General features: G+C 63.1%; 19 protein-coding genes. 3 read left to right on the top strand and 16 right to left on the bottom strand.

Going from position 1 to position 17,289, the window contains the following annotated elements:
• Positions 1 to 2: 2 nt before the first annotated feature.
• From AC1DY9_RS01740 to AC1DY9_RS01710, 7 genes are all read right to left on the bottom strand, one after another.
• Complete coding sequence (locus AC1DY9_RS01740) at positions 3 to 1,013, bottom strand: zinc-binding alcohol dehydrogenase family protein (protein WP_457280130.1); 1,011 nt, start codon at positions 1,011 to 1,013, stop codon at positions 3 to 5.
• A 22-nt stretch (positions 1,014 to 1,035) separates the two neighbouring features.
• Positions 1,036 to 1,365 carry an L-rhamnose mutarotase gene (locus AC1DY9_RS01735; RefSeq protein WP_457280129.1) on the bottom strand — a complete coding sequence of 110 codons (330 nt, stop codon included), beginning with the start codon at positions 1,363 to 1,365 and terminating at the stop codon, positions 1,036 to 1,038.
• A 133-nt stretch (positions 1,366 to 1,498) separates the two neighbouring features.
• Positions 1,499 to 2,506 (bottom strand): aldo/keto reductase, encoded by a 1,008-nt coding sequence (locus AC1DY9_RS01730; RefSeq protein WP_477665655.1) that lies wholly within the window; start codon positions 2,504 to 2,506, stop codon positions 1,499 to 1,501.
• A 50-nt stretch (positions 2,507 to 2,556) separates the two neighbouring features.
• Entirely contained in the window at positions 2,557 to 3,501 is a 945-nt protein-coding gene (locus AC1DY9_RS01725; protein WP_457280127.1) for an ABC transporter substrate-binding protein, read from the bottom strand.
• Between the two features lie 68 nt (positions 3,502 to 3,569).
• A complete protein-coding gene (locus AC1DY9_RS01720; RefSeq protein WP_457280126.1) occupies positions 3,570 to 4,553 on the bottom strand; it encodes an ABC transporter permease in 984 nt (327 codons plus the stop codon).
• 31 nt (positions 4,554 to 4,584) lie between these two features.
• Positions 4,585 to 6,159 (bottom strand): sugar ABC transporter ATP-binding protein, encoded by a 1,575-nt coding sequence (locus AC1DY9_RS01715; protein ID WP_477666027.1) that lies wholly within the window; start codon positions 6,157 to 6,159, stop codon positions 4,585 to 4,587.
• A gap of 235 nt (positions 6,160 to 6,394) precedes the next feature.
• On the bottom strand, positions 6,395 to 7,102 hold the full coding sequence (locus AC1DY9_RS01710) for a FadR/GntR family transcriptional regulator (RefSeq protein WP_477665654.1): 708 nt from the start codon (positions 7,100 to 7,102) through the stop codon (positions 6,395 to 6,397).
• A 283-nt stretch (positions 7,103 to 7,385) separates the two neighbouring features.
• Here AC1DY9_RS01710 and AC1DY9_RS01705 point away from each other — a divergent pair, with 283 nt between their 5' ends.
• Positions 7,386 to 7,796 carry an FKBP-type peptidyl-prolyl cis-trans isomerase gene (locus tag AC1DY9_RS01705; RefSeq protein ID WP_457280124.1) on the top strand — a complete coding sequence of 137 codons (411 nt, stop codon included), beginning with the start codon at positions 7,386 to 7,388 and terminating at the stop codon, positions 7,794 to 7,796.
• Positions 7,797 to 7,799: 3 nt separating this feature from the next.
• Here the strand turns inward: AC1DY9_RS01705 and AC1DY9_RS01700 are convergent, their stop codons facing one another.
• Complete coding sequence (locus tag AC1DY9_RS01700) at positions 7,800 to 8,675, bottom strand: alpha/beta fold hydrolase (protein WP_477665653.1); 876 nt, start codon at positions 8,673 to 8,675, stop codon at positions 7,800 to 7,802.
• A gap of 471 nt (positions 8,676 to 9,146) precedes the next feature.
• Here AC1DY9_RS01700 and AC1DY9_RS01695 point away from each other — a divergent pair, with 471 nt between their 5' ends.
• A complete protein-coding gene (locus tag AC1DY9_RS01695) occupies positions 9,147 to 10,160 on the top strand; it encodes an LLM class flavin-dependent oxidoreductase (protein WP_477665652.1) in 1,014 nt (337 codons plus the stop codon).
• 204 nt (positions 10,161 to 10,364) lie between these two features.
• Positions 10,365 to 10,976: a DUF6198 family protein gene (locus AC1DY9_RS01690; protein ID WP_477665651.1), complete on the top strand. Its 612-nt coding sequence runs from the start codon at positions 10,365 to 10,367 to the stop codon at positions 10,974 to 10,976.
• A gap of 28 nt (positions 10,977 to 11,004) precedes the next feature.
• Here the strand turns inward: AC1DY9_RS01690 and arfB are convergent, their stop codons facing one another.
• The 8 genes from arfB to AC1DY9_RS01650 form a co-directional block, all read right to left on the bottom strand.
• Positions 11,005 to 11,418, bottom strand: coding sequence for an alternative ribosome rescue aminoacyl-tRNA hydrolase ArfB (gene arfB, locus AC1DY9_RS01685; protein WP_457280120.1), 414 nt, complete (start codon positions 11,416 to 11,418; stop codon positions 11,005 to 11,007).
• A gap of 18 nt (positions 11,419 to 11,436) precedes the next feature.
• A complete protein-coding gene (gene aroQ, locus AC1DY9_RS01680) occupies positions 11,437 to 11,886 on the bottom strand; it encodes a type II 3-dehydroquinate dehydratase (protein ID WP_457280119.1) in 450 nt (149 codons plus the stop codon).
• 137 nt (positions 11,887 to 12,023) lie between these two features.
• On the bottom strand, positions 12,024 to 12,806 hold the full coding sequence (locus AC1DY9_RS01675; RefSeq protein ID WP_457280118.1) for an alpha/beta fold hydrolase: 783 nt from the start codon (positions 12,804 to 12,806) through the stop codon (positions 12,024 to 12,026).
• A gap of 47 nt (positions 12,807 to 12,853) precedes the next feature.
• On the bottom strand, positions 12,854 to 13,246 hold the full coding sequence (locus AC1DY9_RS01670) for a carboxymuconolactone decarboxylase family protein (protein WP_457280117.1): 393 nt from the start codon (positions 13,244 to 13,246) through the stop codon (positions 12,854 to 12,856).
• Positions 13,247 to 13,249: 3 nt separating this feature from the next.
• Positions 13,250 to 14,488 carry a 3-carboxy-cis,cis-muconate cycloisomerase gene (gene pcaB / locus AC1DY9_RS01665; RefSeq protein ID WP_477665650.1) on the bottom strand — a complete coding sequence of 413 codons (1,239 nt, stop codon included), beginning with the start codon at positions 14,486 to 14,488 and terminating at the stop codon, positions 13,250 to 13,252.
• A gap of 124 nt (positions 14,489 to 14,612) precedes the next feature.
• Positions 14,613 to 15,506, bottom strand: a complete 894-nt coding sequence (locus tag AC1DY9_RS01660) for a sugar phosphate isomerase/epimerase family protein (RefSeq protein WP_457280960.1) — start codon at positions 15,504 to 15,506, stop codon at positions 14,613 to 14,615.
• A 13-nt stretch (positions 15,507 to 15,519) separates the two neighbouring features.
• A complete protein-coding gene (locus AC1DY9_RS01655) occupies positions 15,520 to 16,422 on the bottom strand; it encodes a VOC family protein (protein WP_477665649.1) in 903 nt (300 codons plus the stop codon).
• 31 nt (positions 16,423 to 16,453) lie between these two features.
• Positions 16,454 to 17,215 carry an ABC transporter ATP-binding protein gene (locus tag AC1DY9_RS01650; protein ID WP_457280114.1) on the bottom strand — a complete coding sequence of 254 codons (762 nt, stop codon included), beginning with the start codon at positions 17,213 to 17,215 and terminating at the stop codon, positions 16,454 to 16,456.
• Between the last annotated feature and the right edge of the window lie 74 nt (positions 17,216 to 17,289).

The following is a 17,289-nucleotide window of genomic DNA, read 5'->3' as shown; positions in this document are numbered from 1 at the left end:
GGTCAGCATTCGATCAGCGCCTTGACGACGCCCTGCGTGGGGTCCAGCAGGGTGGCGAACTGGGCGGGTACATCGGCCAGGGCCATGCGATGAGTGTTGAGTGCTGCGGTGGGGATTTTGCCGCCCCGCATCGCCTCAAGCACCGTTTCGAAGTCTTCCATGGTGGCATTGCGGCTGCCCAGCAGCGTCGCTTCGCGTTTATGAAACTCCGGATCGGCGAACGTAATATTGTCCAGCACTATCGACACCAACACATACTTGCCGCCATGGGCAATGAACTGGAAGCCGCGCTCCATGGCCCTTGCGTTGCCCGTGGCGTCAAAAACGACATCGTAAAAATCTCCATCGGTCAGTGCGCGCAGCTCGTCCAGGTCGTTGTCACCTATCACAACACCCGCATGCGCCCCCAGGTGTTGTTTGCAGAATTCCACCCGCTCCTTTCGCGTGTCCAGCGCTGTGACCTGACCACCACGCAGGCCGGCGAATAGCAAGGCAGCCATGCCGATGGGGCCCGTCCCTACCACCAGTACACGCTGGCCGGGCTGCACGTCGGCGCGACGTACAGCGTGGGCACCAATAGCCAGAAATTCCAGCATGGCGGCCTGGTCCAGTGAGACACCCTCTGCCTTGCGCACAAACTGCGCGGGTACGTTGAGATACTCTGTGAAGGCGCCGTCGCGGTGCACGCCCAGCACCTGGATGTGGACGCAGCAGTTGGTCTTGCCCTGGCGGCAGGCTACACACCGGCCGCACGACAGGTAAGGCATGACGAAGACGCTGTCGCCGGCCTGAAGGGGGCCGTCCGCTGGAGCTTCCTCTACGGTACCCGCGATCTCGTGGCCCATGACGCGTGGATAGGCCAGGAAGGGTTGCTTGCCGGTGAAGATGTGCAGATCTGTGCCGCACACCCCCACGCGGCGGATGCGCAGCAGCACATCGCCTTCATTGCGGATGGGCATGGCCCCTTCGACCGTGCGCAGCACGCCGGGAGTTTCGCAAATGACTGTCAGCATAGATGTCCTTGGGTGGAAGTGGTTAGTCAATGTGGAATACGGATTCCATGGCGGCCCAGTGCTCGCCTGGGCCGCGGGTTTGAAGGGGGCGTTGGCAGGGGCCGCAGAGGGTCCACCAACGCTGCGTCTCAGCATCAGCGGCGATAGCGGCCATGTCCGCGTCAAAGTCCCGGCCGTGGTATTCCCAGTAGCCGAACAGCAGGTTTTCCGGCTCTCGCAGAAAAATGCTGTAGTTGCGCACCTGCGATTGGTGAATGCGCTGCAGCACAGCGGGCCAGACGGCCGCGTGCAGCCGCTTGTACTCGGCGATGTGCCGGGGGTCGATACCAATGACCCATCCCATTCGTTGCATGTCAATTTCCGTCTATATGTTGGCCAAGGTGGTACAGGCGGCGCGCATTGCCGCCAAAGATGACGACCAGTGGCCAGTGCGGTTTGCCAGATTCCAGAAATGCGGGTGCGCGTCGATCAGCATGGGGGCCTCCTCAGACTGGTACCGGCGCATCGGGATGCAGCAGGCCGCGGGTGCGCAGGGCCTGCCACAGCGTGGCGGGAATGGGCGTCTCCAGCCAGGCGACGTTCTGTTGCAGCTGGGTTGCGGTGCGGGTGCCGGTGACGCAGCTCACCACCGCAGGGTGCGCCAGTGGAAACTGCAGTGCGGCGGCCTGCAGGGGCACGCCGAATTCCTCGCAAGCCAGCGCCAAGGCTTGCACGCGCGCCACCACGGCGGGCGGGGCTTCCGCATAATTGAATTTGGTGTTGCCCGCCAGGACGCCGGAGTTGAACGGCGCGGCCACCACGATGGCGTTGCCGCGGCGCATGCAGTCGCCCAGAAAGGGGGTGATGCAGTCCTGCTCCAGCAGGGTGTAGCGCCCGGCCAGCATGGTGCAGTCCAGGTCGAACTCCTGCATGCTGTCCATCACCACCTGCCATTCGTTCACGCCCAGGCCCACTGCCTTGGTGGCACCGCTTGCGCGCAATTCGTCCAGCGCGCGGAAGCCGCCCCCCGTGGTCAATTGTTGCCAGTAATGCGCATGCTGTTCGCCGTGGGTGTCGCGGCCGATGTCGTGTACGTACAGGATGTCGATGTGGGCCAGACCCAACCGTTGCTGGCTGTCCTCGAATGAGCGCATCACGCCGCTGTAGCTGTAGTCATACTGCGGGCGAAACGGGTAGGGGTTGGCCCATCCGCCATCGCCAGCAGTCACACTGGCATCAGGACGCAGCAGGCGGCCCACTTTGGTGCTGACTACATATTCGTGCCGGGGGCAGTCGGCCAGCTGGGCGCCCAGGCGGTGCTCGGAGCGGGTGTAGCCGTAGTAGGGTGCCGTGTCGAAATAGCGCACGCCGGCCGCCCAGGCGTTCGCAAAGACCTCCTCTACCTCGCGGGCGCTGGTGGCACGGTACAGGCCCCCCATTTGCGAACAGCCGAGGCCCAGGGCTGTCAGCCGCAGGTCCACGCGGGGAAGGAGTTTCAGATCCGTGGTGTGCATATGCCCATCCTCCGGCAGCCGGTGCCGGAGGGTCCTTGGGTTGGAACGGTTTAGTAGAGAACGTTCTTGGCTGCGGGCGTGTCGATGTTTTTCTTGGTCACCATCAACACACCGGTATCGCGGAAGGCGGGCACTTTCTTGCCTGCCACGATTTCCGCCACCGTCTTTACGCCGAGGTTGCCCATCTCAAAGGCGCTTTGCACGGCAATCGCCTCGATGGTGCCGTCTTTCACAAAGCCTTGCAGGTCGGAGTTTCCGTCAAAGCCAATGGCGACCACCTTGCCGGCTTTGCCCGACTGAACCAGTGCGCGGCCCATGCCGATAGCGGTGGGTTCGTTAGCGCCGAAGATGCCCTTGAGGTCGGGGTTGGCGGCCAGCACGTCGGTGGTCTGGTTCAGTGCGGTACCCATCTGCGAGTTGGAGTAGAAGGGGCCCACGATCTGCAGCTTGGAATGCTTCTTGATGTAGTCGGTGAAACCTCCCACGCGGCCGATTTCGGAGCCCGAGCCCGCGGTGTAGGACATGACGGCAATTTTGCCGGTGGTACCGACTTTCTCGATCAGCGTCTTGGCGGACATTTCTCCGGCAGTCTTGTTGTCGGTGGCCAGGAAGGACTGGTAGTAAGCCTTGCCGGAATCCGATGCGGCGGAGTCAATCAACACCACAGGAATCTTGGCTTCCCAGGCTTTTTTCATGGCGGGGATCAAGGCATCCGGATCCGACGGGGCCAGCACGATGCCGGCGACCTTGCGGTTCACGGCGTTTTCCACCAGGGCCACCTGCCCGGCCAGGTCGGTGTCGGATGCTGCGCCCTGGAAGGTGGCGGTGTAGCCCTTGAGATTTCCCACGGCAGCGTTGGCACCCTTCTTCACGTTTTGCCAGAAGTCCGAGTTGGCGGTCTTCACGATGACGGCAATTTCCTTGTCGGCGGCCATAGCCATCGACGACGCAGCCACCAGGGCGGCTGCGATCAGTGTGTGGACAAATTTTTTCATTTCTTTCCTCATGGGTAGTGGTTGTGGAGGTTGTCTCTCGAAGTCCCGGTAAGCCCTGCCGGTAGGGATCACTTGCGATGGCGCATCTGGTCGATCCATACGGCCAGCAGGATGACGACGCCAATCAGAATTTGTTGAGTGAAAGCGGACACGCCGCTCATGTTCAAACCGTTGCGCAGGATGCCAATCACGAACGCGCCAATGACGGTGCCCGACACCGTGCCCACACCACCCGTGAGCGAGGTCCCGCCTATCACCGCGGCGGCAATGGCATCAAGTTCGTACATCAGGCCCTCGCTGGGCTGGGCCGTGACCAGGCGTGACATCAGCACGCAACCGGTCAGCCCGGCCAGCAAACCGGAAAGCACATAGGCAAACAGCGTCACGCCGTTGACGTTCACGCCCGAGAGCCGGGCGGCTTCCAGGTTGGAGCCGATGGCGTACAGATGGCGGCCCAGCGTGGCACGGTTAAGCAGGACGGAGACGGCCAGCGCCAGCACGATCATGAGCACCACGGGATAGGGAATGCCGACGAACACCACATCGGGGAAGCCGTCCGCACCGATATTGACGATGCGGAACAAGGCTCCGTTGCCCAGTTCTGCGAAGCTGTCGCCCAGGCCGCTGATGGCGCGGGCATCGGTCAGCTGCAAGGCCACGCCGCGTGCCACCAGCATCATTCCCAGGGTGGCAATAAAGGGCGGCAGTTTGAGCACCGTCACACACAGGCCGTTGATCAGCCCGCACAGGGCACCGACCAGCAGGCCGGCAAACATGCCCAGCGGCACGGGCGCGCCCGCCTTGACCAGCATGGCGGCCACGACGCCGGACAGTGCCAGGATGGCACCTACCGAGAGATCAATACCCCCCGTGATGATCACGCAGGTTGCTGCGATGCCGAGGTAGGCAATGGATGTCACCTGCAGCGCCACGGTCATGCCATTGCCCACGCTGAAGAAGGCGTTGCTGGTGAACGAGAAGATGGCGATGAGTCCCAGCAGGCTGGCCAGCGCGGCAAATTTCTGAAACAGGTCTTGTTGTTGTTCGGTCATGGTGTGGTTCGGGAAAGAAGTCCTGGAGGGTTCAGTGGGTCAGCTGGTCGGCTTGCAGGGGCGGCACGCTGCGGCCGGAGGCGTAGTGCATGACCTCCTCCTGATCGGTCTCGCGGGTGGGGAGGATGGTGACCAGGCGGCCTTCATGGAAGATCGCGACACGGTCGGTCATCCCCATGATTTCGGGCAGCTCGGAGCTGATCATCACGACGCCAATGCCCTGGCCTGCGAGCTGGTCCAGCAACTGGTAGATCGCGTACTTGGCGCCCACATCAATGCCGCGTGTGGGCTCGTCAAAGAACAGCACGCGTGATTGACGGAACAGCCATTTGCTGATCACGAGCTTCTGCTGGTTGCCCCCCGAGAGCAGGCGCACGATCTGGCTGCTGCTGGGCGTGCGAATGTCGAGAGCGCCGATGTAATGGCGTGCGGCATCCTGCTCCTTCGCAAACTGGATCATGCCCGCACGGTTGGACACGGCTTCCATGTGGGCCAGTGTGATGTTTTGCGCCACATTCATCTTCAGTGCCAGCCCGTCGTGCTTGCGGTCCTCTGACAGGTAGGCCAGTCCCTGGCGCACGGCATCCCGTGGCGAGTGAATGGTGAGTCGCTCCCCGGCCAGGAACACCTCGCCGGCGTCGATAGAGTCGGCACCAAAAATGGCGCGGGCCACTTCAGTGCGGCCGGCCCCCATGAGCCCTGAAAAGCCCAGAATTTCGCCGCGGCGCAGCTCAAAGTTCACGTCGTGAAACACACCCTGGCGTGTCAGGCCTTGCACGCGCAACAACACGTCGGTCGTGGGCACGGACGTTCTTTTGGGGAATACATCGTCCAGCGAGCGCCCCACCATCCTTGCCACGATCTCTTCCACGCTGGTGTCGGCCAGGCGTTCGGTGGACACGTAGCGTCCGTCGCGCAAGACGGTGACCCGGTCCACGATGAGCGCCAGTTCGTCGAGGCGGTGGGAGATGTAGACAATGCCCACCCCCGTACGCTTGAGCTCGTGGATGATGGCAAACAGCTTCTCGGTCTCCGACTCCGTGAGGGACGAGGTCGGCTCGTCCATGATGAGCACCTGGGCGTTGAGCGACAGCGCCTTGGCAATTTCCACCATCTGCTGTTGGGCGACCGAGAGGGTTTTGACCAGGGCGTCCGGTGAGATGTCCTGCCCCAAGCGGTCCAGGCATTGCTTTGCCTGGCGGCGCAGTGCCGCCCGGTCGATCAGCCAGCCTTTGCGTGGCTCGCGGGCCAGGTAAATGTTTTCGGCCACCGTGAGGTGCGGAGCCAGGTTCAGCTCCTGGTGAATGATGGCAATGCCGACAGCCTGGGATTCGGCGGTGGATTGGAACTGACAGACCTCGCCGCGGTAGTACAGGGCCCCCGCATCGGGCTGGTACTGGCCGCTGATCACCTTCATCAGCGTCGATTTGCCTGCGCCGTTTTCGCCGCATACCGCGTGTACCTCGCCGCTTCGCACCTCAAAGCCCACACCATCCAGCGCCAGCACCCCCGGGAAGCGTTTGGTAATCCCTTCCAGGCGCAACAGTACGCCGGCCTCGGCGGGGCTGGGCGCGTCGGGACGAACCGGATCGGACACGGAAGACAGCAATGCGAACTCCTCTTGGTAGGTCAGGGGACCGGGAGGGATGAATCTGCCGCCCTGCAAATTGGTAAGGCCACCTGACACGATGTGGCGTATTTGGCCTTACCGGGAAGTGCGTGTGTATTGGTGCTTACCCGTGATCCGGGATCAAAATCGGGGTGAAAAAAACGGGAAAAAGCCTGCGCAATTGCACAGGCCTGACCACGGATACAGGGGGTAAAGGTTAACAGGCCCTAGCTCATGACCATTCACGGCGGTTCTCGACCCAGCGCTGTTCGGAGGCTTGCAGATGCATGCGCATGGCGTTCTGTGCGGCCAGTACGTCCCGGTTCTCCAGGGCGCGCAAGATGGCTTCATGCTCCTGCAGCGCAATCGCCCAGCTTTGGCCCGATTCGGAATGCGCGCTCAGGCGCGCGGCAATCGGGCTGTGGCGCTCGTCAAACAGCTCGCCCACCAGCCGCTCCAGCACGGAGTTGCCTGTCATGGCTGCAATCGTTTGGTGAAACTGCCGGTCAAAGGCCAGGGGCGAGCGGTTTTGCGCCATGGCGGACAGCATGTTATCCAGAATCTGGCGCAGTGCCAACAGTGCTTCGGGCGTGGCCCTGGCGCAGGCCTGCAGCACGATGGTGCCCTCAAGGGCGGCGCGTGCCTGCATCAGTTCGATCGGGCTTTCGCCCATGGCAGCCAGGGACTGCGGCTTGCGCTGGGCCGCGCTGCAGACATACACGCCAGCGCCCATGCGCACTTCCACGCTGCCCTCAATTTCCAGTGCAATCAGTGCCTCGCGCACCGAGGGGCGAGAGACGCCCAGCTGCAGGGCCAGATCGCGCTCCGGCGGCAACCGCGCACCCGCGGTGTAGTTGCCCTTGTCAATGAAGGCGCGAATCTGCTCGGCAATTTGTTGGTAGAGCCGACGGTTGTCGACCTGTTTGAGTTGGTCCAGCATGAATCCTCCGCGTGAAGTGCAGTTTATGCGACGGCGGTTTTTGCTATGGGGTTATGGTTCGAACTGGTAAGGCCAATGCAAAATTTTTCACGCTGACGTTACCAATTTGAGCCAATTTTGATTGGCTGGAGTACCACTCATACCTTCCGCCCCCTCAGGATCCAGCTCAGCGACCTGACAACCTGAGATAGGCGAGCCGGCACCACTGAGGCAAGGCGAGAGCCAGGACGATAATCCAGGTCACCCTCTCCGATTACCCCATAGCCACGAAAGCATGACCTCCATGAAGACATTGACCGCCGCGCTCATCGCCCTGGCCTCCATTGCCCTGTCCAGCACCGCCCTTGCCGCCGCCCCGGCCGAGACCCTGCCCAGCGGCGTGAAGATCGTGCACAGCACCGACGGCACCGGCGCGCAGCCCAAAGCGACGGACACCGTCAAGGTGCACTACCGCGGCACGCTGGCCGACGGCAAGGAATTTGACAGCTCTTACAAGCGCGGCGCGCCCGCCACCTTCCCGCTGAACCGCGTGGTGCCATGCTGGACCGAAGGCGTGCAGAAGATCAAGGTCGGCGGCAAGGCCACACTGACCTGTCCACCCGCCACGGCCTATGGCGACCGCGGCGCCGGCGGCGTGGTGCCACCCAATGCCACGCTGACCTTCGACATCGAACTGCTCGCGATTGAAAAGTAAAAGCTAAAGAGGCGCTTCGAGCGTCGTGAGGAGGGCTTTGTCGAAGGCCTCCGCGCGCTCGAACTGCAGCCAGTGGCCGGCGCCTTCGACCRGGGCCAGGCCCCTGAAGTCCGCAGCTCGCTCCAGGGCTGCCCGCAGCCCATCAAGCTTGCCGCGGTACAGCGCATCCTCTTCCCCGTAAATCGCCCACACCGGGCAGCGCAGCCGCGCCAGTGACTGAGCCAGCGCGCCGGTGCGCGCCAGGCTGCGGCCCTTCATGCGGTCGCGCAGCACGTTGGCGATGTGCAGGCGCAAGGCCAGTTCGTTGATCGCGTCCGCGCGGTACAGCATCAGCGCCGCGAGGTTGTGGCGATGGATCTCGTCGCGCTGGCCCGCATCGGTGATATGCCGCCATGCGCGCAGGCGTATGGCTTTTTCGGGCGCGACACCCAGGCCGGGCGCACCCACCAGCACCACACGCGCCGCCCGGGCGGGGAAGCGCTCCGCCACAAAGCCGGCCACCATGCCGCCAAAGGAAAATCCCACGAGGTCGCAGGCCGCCTCGCCCGCCAGCAGGGCCAGCCCTTGCTCGACCGGTTCGGGCAGCACGTCGGCATCGGTGCCCCGTAAAGGCGCGGCCGAATCGCCAAAACCGGGAAGGTCGGGCACCAGCACCCAGCGGCCCGACGCGGCCAGCGCGGGGATGTTGCGCAGCCAGTGCATCCAGCTGCCGCTGCCGCCGTGCAGCAGCACCAGGGGCGCGAGCCCGGGCCGGCGCGTGGCCTGGCCCCACGTGTGCCAGACCATGGTGCCGTCGCCGCAAGGGGTTTCAAAACGGCTGGCCGTGCGCAGCATCGCAAGCGCTTCGGAGGGCAGCTCAATGTTTGCCGAATCTGTCATGGGAGATAGAACCTGTTTACGGTCTAAACGGAGCCGCGTTGGGGTGCAATCGGGATGAGTGGGCCGACCGGGCCCTTGCATGGGCTAATGCCCATGCAGGGGCCTGGGTGGCTCAATCGCCCGACCGCCCAGCCGGCCGGCTGGGCGTCGTGCAGCTGCCCCAATGGGGATGCAAACGCGACCGCGTTTGCGTCACCCCAACCCGAAGGGCAAGCCCCTTCTCGGGCGCTCTGCGGCGTTGCGATGCTAACCCATAGCTGTGCTATGGGCGTCGCACCGCGCCTTGCATCCCATCCCGAGAAGGGGCTTGCGCGGCCTCGTTTAGACCGTAAACAGGTTCTTATACCCTGCCCCTCATGCGGCCATCGCCAAGCTCCTAAACTGGCCCGGCACCCTTACAACAACATCCATGAATTCAGGCCGGCTCGCTTCCTCTTCACTCCCACTCCTTCGGGGAGAGGGCGCAAAAACATGATCCCCTTTTCAGTCCTCGACCTGTCCCCCATCGTCACGGGCGCCACTGCCGCCGATGCCTTTCGCAGCACCCTGGCCCTGGCCCGGCATGCCGAACAACTGGGTTTCAAGCGCTTCTGGCTGGCCGAGCATCACAACAACCCCGGCATCGCCAGCGCCGCCACCGCGGTGGTCATCGGCCATGTGGCGGGCGGCACGCAAACCATACGCGTAGGCTCCGGCGGGGTGATGCTGCCCAACCACTCGCCGCTGGTGATCGCCGAGCAGTTCGGCACGCTGGCTTCGCTGTACCCTGGCCGTATCGACCTCGGGCTGGGACGCGCACCGGGCACCGACCAGCTCACCGCACGCGCGCTGCGGCGTGACAACCAGAACAACGCCGACACCTTTCCGCAGGACGTCGAGGAATTGCAGGCCTATTTTGAACCGCTAGAGCCCGGCCAGAAAATCCGCGCCGTGCCGGGCGCGGGCCTCAAGGTACCACTGTGGCTGCTGGGCTCCAGCCTCTTCGGTGCCCAGCTCGCTGCCATGCTGGGCCTGCCCTTTGCCTTCGCATCGCACTTTGCTCCTGACATGCTGATGCAGGCGCTGGACCTGTACCGCAGCGGCTTCAGGCCCTCCGCCCAGCTCGCCAAACCTTATGCCATGGTGGTGGCCAATGTCGTCGCGGCCGAAACGGACGAAGCGGCACGCTACCAGCTCACCTCCGTGCAGCAGGCCATGACCAACCTGTTGCGCGGCACGCCGGGGCCGATGCCGCCGCCTATCGACAACATCGAAAGCTACTGGTCACCGGCCGAGAAAGCCGGCGCGCAGCGTATGCTGCGCTATGCCGTCGCAGGTTCGGCGGCAACGGTTGAAAACCAGCTTCAGCGCTTCATCGAGGACACCCGGGCCGATGAACTGATGGTGACCACTCACATTTACGACCCCGCCATCGCCCGGCGCTCCCTGGAAATCACTGCACAAGTGCGGGACAGACTGCAGCAAGGAAACCAGCGCCGCGCATAGCGCTACTGTTTTGATAGCTGCTCGCGCATACTCCTATTGGCCTGGAGCCCTAAATCATGCATATTTAGCGCCTGGAAAGCGCAATCCTGGCTTGCGGGGAACACGGGCGCATCGCCTTTTGCGCGGACGAGCGTGCCGCCAGCACTGGCACAAATCATGCACAGCTGCTGCAACCTGCCCGCAGCCAAATATCCCAGCGTCCCCATGGCCCCATTTCCTCCCCCCGAGCGCCACACCCTTTTTGACGATGCGCAAGGCATCTTCACGGGCACGCTGTTTGTTTCGCTGGCAATGGTGATCTTCAACCAGGCGGGCCTGTTGACGGGCGGTACGGCCGGCGTGGCCTTTGTGCTGCACTACGCCACAGGCGTGAGTTTCGGCAAGCTGTTCTTTCTGGTCAACCTGCCCTTCTATTGGTTCTCCTGGAGCCGCATGGGCCGCGAGTTCACCATCAAGACCTTCCTGTCCATTGCATTGCTGTCGCTGCTGGCGGACTGGTCGCCCCGGGTGCTCGACATCGCAGACATCCACCCGCTGTACGCCGCGCTGGTGGGCGGCCTGCTGCTGGGGACCGGCTGCCTCTTCCTGGCCCGGCACCGGGCCAGCCTGGGCGGCGCCACCATCGTGACCCTCTATCTTCAGGAAAAGCACGGCTGGCGCGCCGGCAAGATACAGATGGCCATTGATTCGGCCGTGGTGTTGATGGCGCTGGCAGTCGTGCCCCCTGAGCGCGTGGCGTATTCCGTCATGGCCGCCGTACTGATGAGCCTTTTCCTCTGGGTCAACCACAAACCCGGGCGCTATATGGTGACCTGAACGGTACCTGGTGGACTGCCGGCAGGACTCAGTCGCCGCCCACCTTGCCCCGCGACGACTTGATTTCCGAGCGCTGGCTTTTGCCGGCCAGCCGGCGCTGCTTCGAGCCGTAGGTGGGTTTCGTCGCGCGCCGCGCCCGGGGCGGTGTGGAGACGCTGTCAACAATCTCCTGCAGGCGCGCCATGGCATCGCTGCGGTTCATTTCCTGGGTGCGGTGCTGCTGGGCCTTGAGCACCAGCACGCCCTCCTGCGTGATGCGATTGTCACTGGTTGCCAGCAGCCGCTCCTTGACGGCATCAGGCAGTGACGAGGCCGCAATGTCAAAGCGCAGGTGAATCGCGCTGGAGACCTTGTTGACGTTTTGCCCGCCCGCACCCTGAGCGCGGATGGCACTGAACTCCACCTCACGTTCGTCAACGGGAAATTTCGGTGGCGCAGCCATGGGTCAGCCGCAACCGGATCAGGCCGCCAGCTCGGCCAGGCCCGCGATGGCCAGGGCGTAGCCCTTGACGCCGAAGCCGGCCATCACCGCCTTGGCAGCCGGTGAAATATAAGAGTGATGCCGGAAAGCCTCGCGTGCATGCACATTGCTGATGTGCAGCTCGATCACCGTGACGCCCGCGCCCTTGATGGCATCGTGCAGGGCCACGCTGGTGTGGGTGTAAGCACCGGCATTCAGCACGATGCCTGCCAGCGTGCCAGCCGCCTGGGCGCGCCCGGCTTCATGGATGGCGTCAATCATCACGCCTTCGTGGTTGCTTTGGCGAAAGTCGAGCCTGAAACCGTGGGTTGCGCAGGCCTTGGTGCACAGCGCTTCCACATCGGCCAGGGTCTGAGAGCCGTACACGGCCGGCTCACGCGTTCCCAGCAAGTTGAGGTTGGGGCCATTCAGGACAAGGATTGTTTTCATGAAGCGGGGCTTTCCGGATGTTCGGGTGGGTGGGGCTTGGCTATTAGCCTGGGCCGATTATCGACGCCGCCGCCCCATCACCGAAGCACCCTGCCCCCCCGCTCCCGCACCTGCCCGATCAGGCCGCCGGCAGCGCCCTAGCGCAGGCTTTCGAAAAAGCGTTCCAGCAAGTCGGCAAATGCATCTGGTTGCTCCACCGCGCTCAAATGAGCCGCTGGCAAGGTGCGCAATTGCGCGCCCTTGATGCTGGCGCAAATCGCTTCAGACATGGCCACGGGCGTTGCCTCGTCGCGCGTGCCGGCAATCACCAGGGCCGGGCACTGGATCGCGCCGTTACTGATTCGGAAGTCGATGCGGGAAACCGCCTCGCAGCTGGCCGCATAAGCGGTGGCATCGGTGGTTTCAAGCACCTTGCGTAGCGCGGCTACCTTGCGCGCACCGCCGCCCGCCTCGTCCGCCCTGAATTCCGGCGTAAACCAGCGCTGCATCGCACCGTCTGATATCGCCGCCACGCCCTGGGCCTGTACGGTGTGAACGCGCGCCTGCCACATGGCACGCGCCGCGTCGTCGTAAAACATGGCGGCGTTGGCAATGACGATGCTTTTGAGCAGCTGCGGATGCCGCGCTGCCAGCGCCTGCGCCGTCATGCCGCCCATGCTGAGCCCGACAAAATGCACCGGGCCACCGCCCTGCCCATTAATAAGGCCCACCACATCATCGGCCAGCAGGTCGAGTGTGTAAGGGCCTGGTACCGCTTCCGATTGGCCGTGGCCGCGGTGGTCATAGCGCAGCACGGTGTAACGATTCTTCAGGATGGCCGTCACGCCGTCCCACATCGTGAGGTCACAGCCCAATGCATGGCTGAGCACGACGACAGGCCCCTGGCCTTCACTGATCCAGTGCAGATGAGGTTCTTTCATGCGTCTTTCAATGATGTATTGCTTGGGAGCCGCAGATGCGTGCCCTGTCAGTCGGCGAGCAGGCCTTTTTCGCGAAGGATGTCACCCGCCACAGAGAACGCATGGTTGGCGGCGGGAACACCGCAGTAAATGGCGGCCTGCAGAATCACTTCCTTGATATCGTCCGGCGTGAGCCGCGACTCCGGCGGGCCGTCGAGTGCGGCGCGTACATGCATGGCAAATTCTTCGTACGCCTTGAGCGCAATCATGGTCGACAGGACCATCAGGCGGCGCGTCTTGTCGCCGAACGCCGGCCGGCCCCAGACTTCATTCCACGCATAACGCGTGATCAGGTCCTGGAACTCGCCGTTGAAGGCATTGCTTTTGGCGATGGAACGGTCCACCCAGGCATCACCGAGCACGCGCCTGCGGTTGATCATTCCCTTGTCATGGTCGTTCATGTTTTACCTTTTTGCGGTATTGGTGCGATGGCTGTCAGTGTGCGTTTGCCCCACCAGTGCTTCAACAGCGTCGGCTTGGGCATGCGCGAGTGTTGACGCATGCCGCACCAGCGCCGGGTTAAACCACTCGTCGGCGGCATCAGCGGGCAGCACGGAACGCAGCGCCTCCAGGTTGGCACTCATGCGCTGGGTGTCCACCTGCAGGCCCGGCAGGGCCTGGGCCATGGCGCGGACGGATCCGTGCGCCGACATCAGAAGCCCCGGCCATTCGGCCAATTCGGCCTGCCAGTTCCCCAGGGCGCGCTCATGCTCCTGCGCCATGGCCGCCAACAGGGCGGCCACGCGCTGCGGCGCGCGCTGCGCTGCAGCCAGTCCCACCATGCAGGCGACCGGATTGCGCTTGTGCGGCATGGCGGATGAACCGCCGCGGCCCGGCTCGGTCGGCTCCGCCAGTTCGCCCACTTCGTACTGGCCCATCAGCGAGATATCTTTGGCGATCTTCCCGAGGCTGCCTACCAGCAGGCCCAGCTCGCAGCCCAGCGCCACCCACTCATCGCGCTGGGTGTGCCAGGCAAATGCAGCGGGCTTGAGCTTCAGGTCGGCCGCCATATGCGCCATGATTTGCGGGCCCTTGCCGTTCATCTGCGCCAGTGTTCCCACGGCCCCGCCCAGCTGCACGGCCAGCGCATTGTGGCGGGCCACCTGCAGGCGCTGCAGGCTGCGCGCCAGCGGCGCGGCCCAACCCGCGCATTTGAAACCAAAGCTGGTGACCGATGCCGGCTGCATCAGCGTGCGGGCCAGCACAGGGGCTGCGGCATGGCGGCGGGCCAGCACCAGCAACGCCGCCACTGCCTTGCGGATGTCGGCCTCAATCAGGTCCAACGCATTGCGGGTCACCAGCGCCAGCGCGGTGTCGATCACGTCCTGGGAGGTCGAGCCGAAATGGACAAAACCGGCAGCCTCCTTGTTGAAGAGTCCTACGGTTTCCTTGAGGGCTTTGACCAGTGGAATGGCGATGCTGCCGGCGCGCCCGCTTTCGCGAACGATCTTGGCCACATCAAACAGCTCGACCTTGCAGGTGCCGGCGATGGAACGGGCCGCCGCCTCGGGAATCAGACCGGCCTCGGCCTGCGCCTGTGCCAGCGAAGCCTCAAAGCGCAACATGGCATCCAGGAAGTTACGCTCGCTGAAGGCCTCCAGAATTTCCGGCGTGGACAAAAAACCTTCAAAAATACTGCTCATGCCGTGAACTCTCAAAAAACAATGGCTGATGTTTTTCCACCGGGCCGCGCCAAGGGGAAATGCGCCCCATACGCGGAAGAATGGGGCAGCGCACCGCAGGCACGAAGTGACGAGCGTGGGAGCTTCATTTTCTCAAGCGGATCTGGTTAGGCAGCGGCACGGAACGACGCAGCACATCCTCCCCCAGCCACAGTGCAGAGCGCCATGCGCGCTGGGCTACTGTGGGCAAAGGCATTTGCTGGTAGTCGTCGTTGAACACTTCAAAGCTGTAATCGCCACGGTAGCCCAGGCCATGCAGCTTGGTGACCAGTGTGGCCAGCGCTTCGCTGTGCACACCCTCACCTGGAAACACGCGGAAATGCCGGGCGGTGGCAATACGTTCCTCGACCGACTTGATTTCCGTCCACATGAAGTCGGCCAGCTGCACCAGAAAAATTTTGTCCGGATCCAGTATGTCCAGCTCATCCAGCGAGGTCTTTGTCGCAAACATATGAAAGGAGTCAAAGCCCAAACCCAGGTTGGGCATGTCGGCTTCACAAATAATGTCCCAGGCCTGCGGGAACTCATTGACGGTGCGGCCCCACGACAAGGCTTCGTAGGCGATCTTGATATTCATCGGAATCGCCAGCATGGCCAGCTTGCGCAAGTCCCTGACCAGCGCCTGGGTTTCACCCGTGGCGTGCACCGAGGTTGACGAACAGATCAGCAGCAGGCGGCAGCCCAGCGCATGGCACATTTCCAGCATCGATTTGGCGATGTCCATCTTGTAGTCGTGCAGGTGCCCGGACAGCCCCTCAAAATCACGCAACACCTGGAACCCGGTGACGCGCAAACCGCTTGCACGCACCGCAGCGACGGCGGCTTCCATGCCGTCTGGGTGGCCTACCAGGTCTTTGGCCGCGAGCATGATCTGCGTAAAGCCAGCCTCGCGCACGGCTTTGAGCTTGGCTTCCAGCGGACCTGCCAGCGAGATGGTGTCCATCCCGAAATCGTCGATGTTGCCGCTGTAGTGGCTCATGCCTGGCGCCTGTTTAGCGTACGTCATGGACCAGCTCAAAACTCACGCTGCCCATCCAGCTCTTGGTCAGCGCGCCGCGGTCCTCGGTATGGACCCCGGGTGACTCGAGGAATTCCACGCCGCGCTTGCGCAGCTCGCCGACAGTGGCCAGCACGTCTGCGCTGCCCAGGCCAATGCGCTGCAGGCTTTCATCCCCTTCCACGTCGAGCACGCTGGCTTCAGGCTCGATCAGCTGAAGGTAAAAGCGCGACGAAGGCGGGCACGGGCTGCGAAGGATGCGTCCCTTGGGCAGAATGCCGAAGCGCTGTTCGTCAGGCAGGTCGGTAAAGCCAAACAGCTCGCGGTAAAACTCGGCCCAGTCTTCAGTACGGTCATTGCCGATGTATTGCACGACACCAAAGAAATGCAGTCCCGCCACCGCCGGCGGATGCTGCTCCACCGTGGGAATGGGGACAAAGTCAACGTCATAGATCGAAAACTTGTCGTAACGGTCGACAAAATAAATGCGGCTTTTTCCCACGCCATGGATGGCCGGGATGTTCAGTTCCATCACCTCGACGCGCGACGGCACGGCCCAGGCGCCCCGCTCCAGCGCACGGTGGTAAGCGTCTGCCGCGTCCCGCACGCGCAAGGCCACAGCGGCAATCACCGGCTTGTCGGTCGGCGCGGCGCCATCCGGCATGGCGGGAATGTGGGCATTGACAATCACGTTCATGCTGCCTTGCCGGTACAGCAATACCTCGCGCGAGCGGTGGCGGGCAACCGGACGGAAACCCATCGTTTCCAGCACCTGTCCCAACGCCTGCGGCTTGGCAGTGGTGTATTCAATGAACTCAATGCCGTCCAGCCCCAGGGGGTTGGCAACTTCGGGAATGGCTTCCCGGTCTGCGGTTGGTGCCTGTGCAAAGGTGCTCATGGTGTGTCTCCGGTGAGAGGTTGCAGCAGATTCAGGAAGTTGCCATGGCGGGCGCCACGGTTGCGCCCGGCACATGGCCGCCGCCGAGGAAAAGGCGTTCGATGTTGGGGTCTGCCAGCAGCTCGGCCGCCGGCTTGTGCAGCACCAGTTGCCCCGACTCAAGCGCGATGGCGTCATCGGAAATTTTCAGCGCACTTTTGACGTTTTGCTCAACCATCAATACCGTGGTGCCCTGCGCCGCCAGCTTCTGCAACAGCTTGAACACGTCCTGCACCACCATGGGTGATAGCCCGATCGAGGGTTCGTCAATCAGGATAACCTTGGGGCGCAGCAGCAAAGCCCGGCCGATTTCAAGTTGCTTCTGTTCACCACCCGAAAGCGCTGACGCCTGGGAATGCAGGCGTTCCTTGACGCGCGGGAAAAACTCCAGCACCTCGGGAATACGCTCGTGTGTGGTTTTCGTACCCAACGTGATGCCGCCCAGCTCCAGGTTCTGCCACACGGTGAGCTGGCCAAACAGGTTGCGCCCCTGGGGCACAAACACAATTCCTTTGGCCAGCAATTCTTTCTGGCTGACGCCCGAAATGTCCTCGCCGTTCAACAGGATGCGGCCCTGGCGCGGTTTGAGCAGGCCAAACAGCGCTTTCAAAACCGTGGACTTGCCCGCACCATTGGGGCCCAACAGCAGCGTGATGGAACCCGTACGCACCTTGAATGACAGGTTGTTCAGGATCATGAAGTCCTTGTAACCCGCCACCACATCGTCAAATTCAATACAGATGTCACTTGTCATATCAATCTCCATGAAGCCTCAGTTGACCTCTTTCCAAGCAACGGCGCGGAACCGGCTCCGCCGGGCCGCAGCGG

Source organism: Polaromonas sp. P1_F6 (assembly GCF_056405695.1).
The sequence above is the reverse complement of the archived record's forward strand: the minus strand, read 5'-3'. Positions and strand labels throughout refer to the sequence as shown.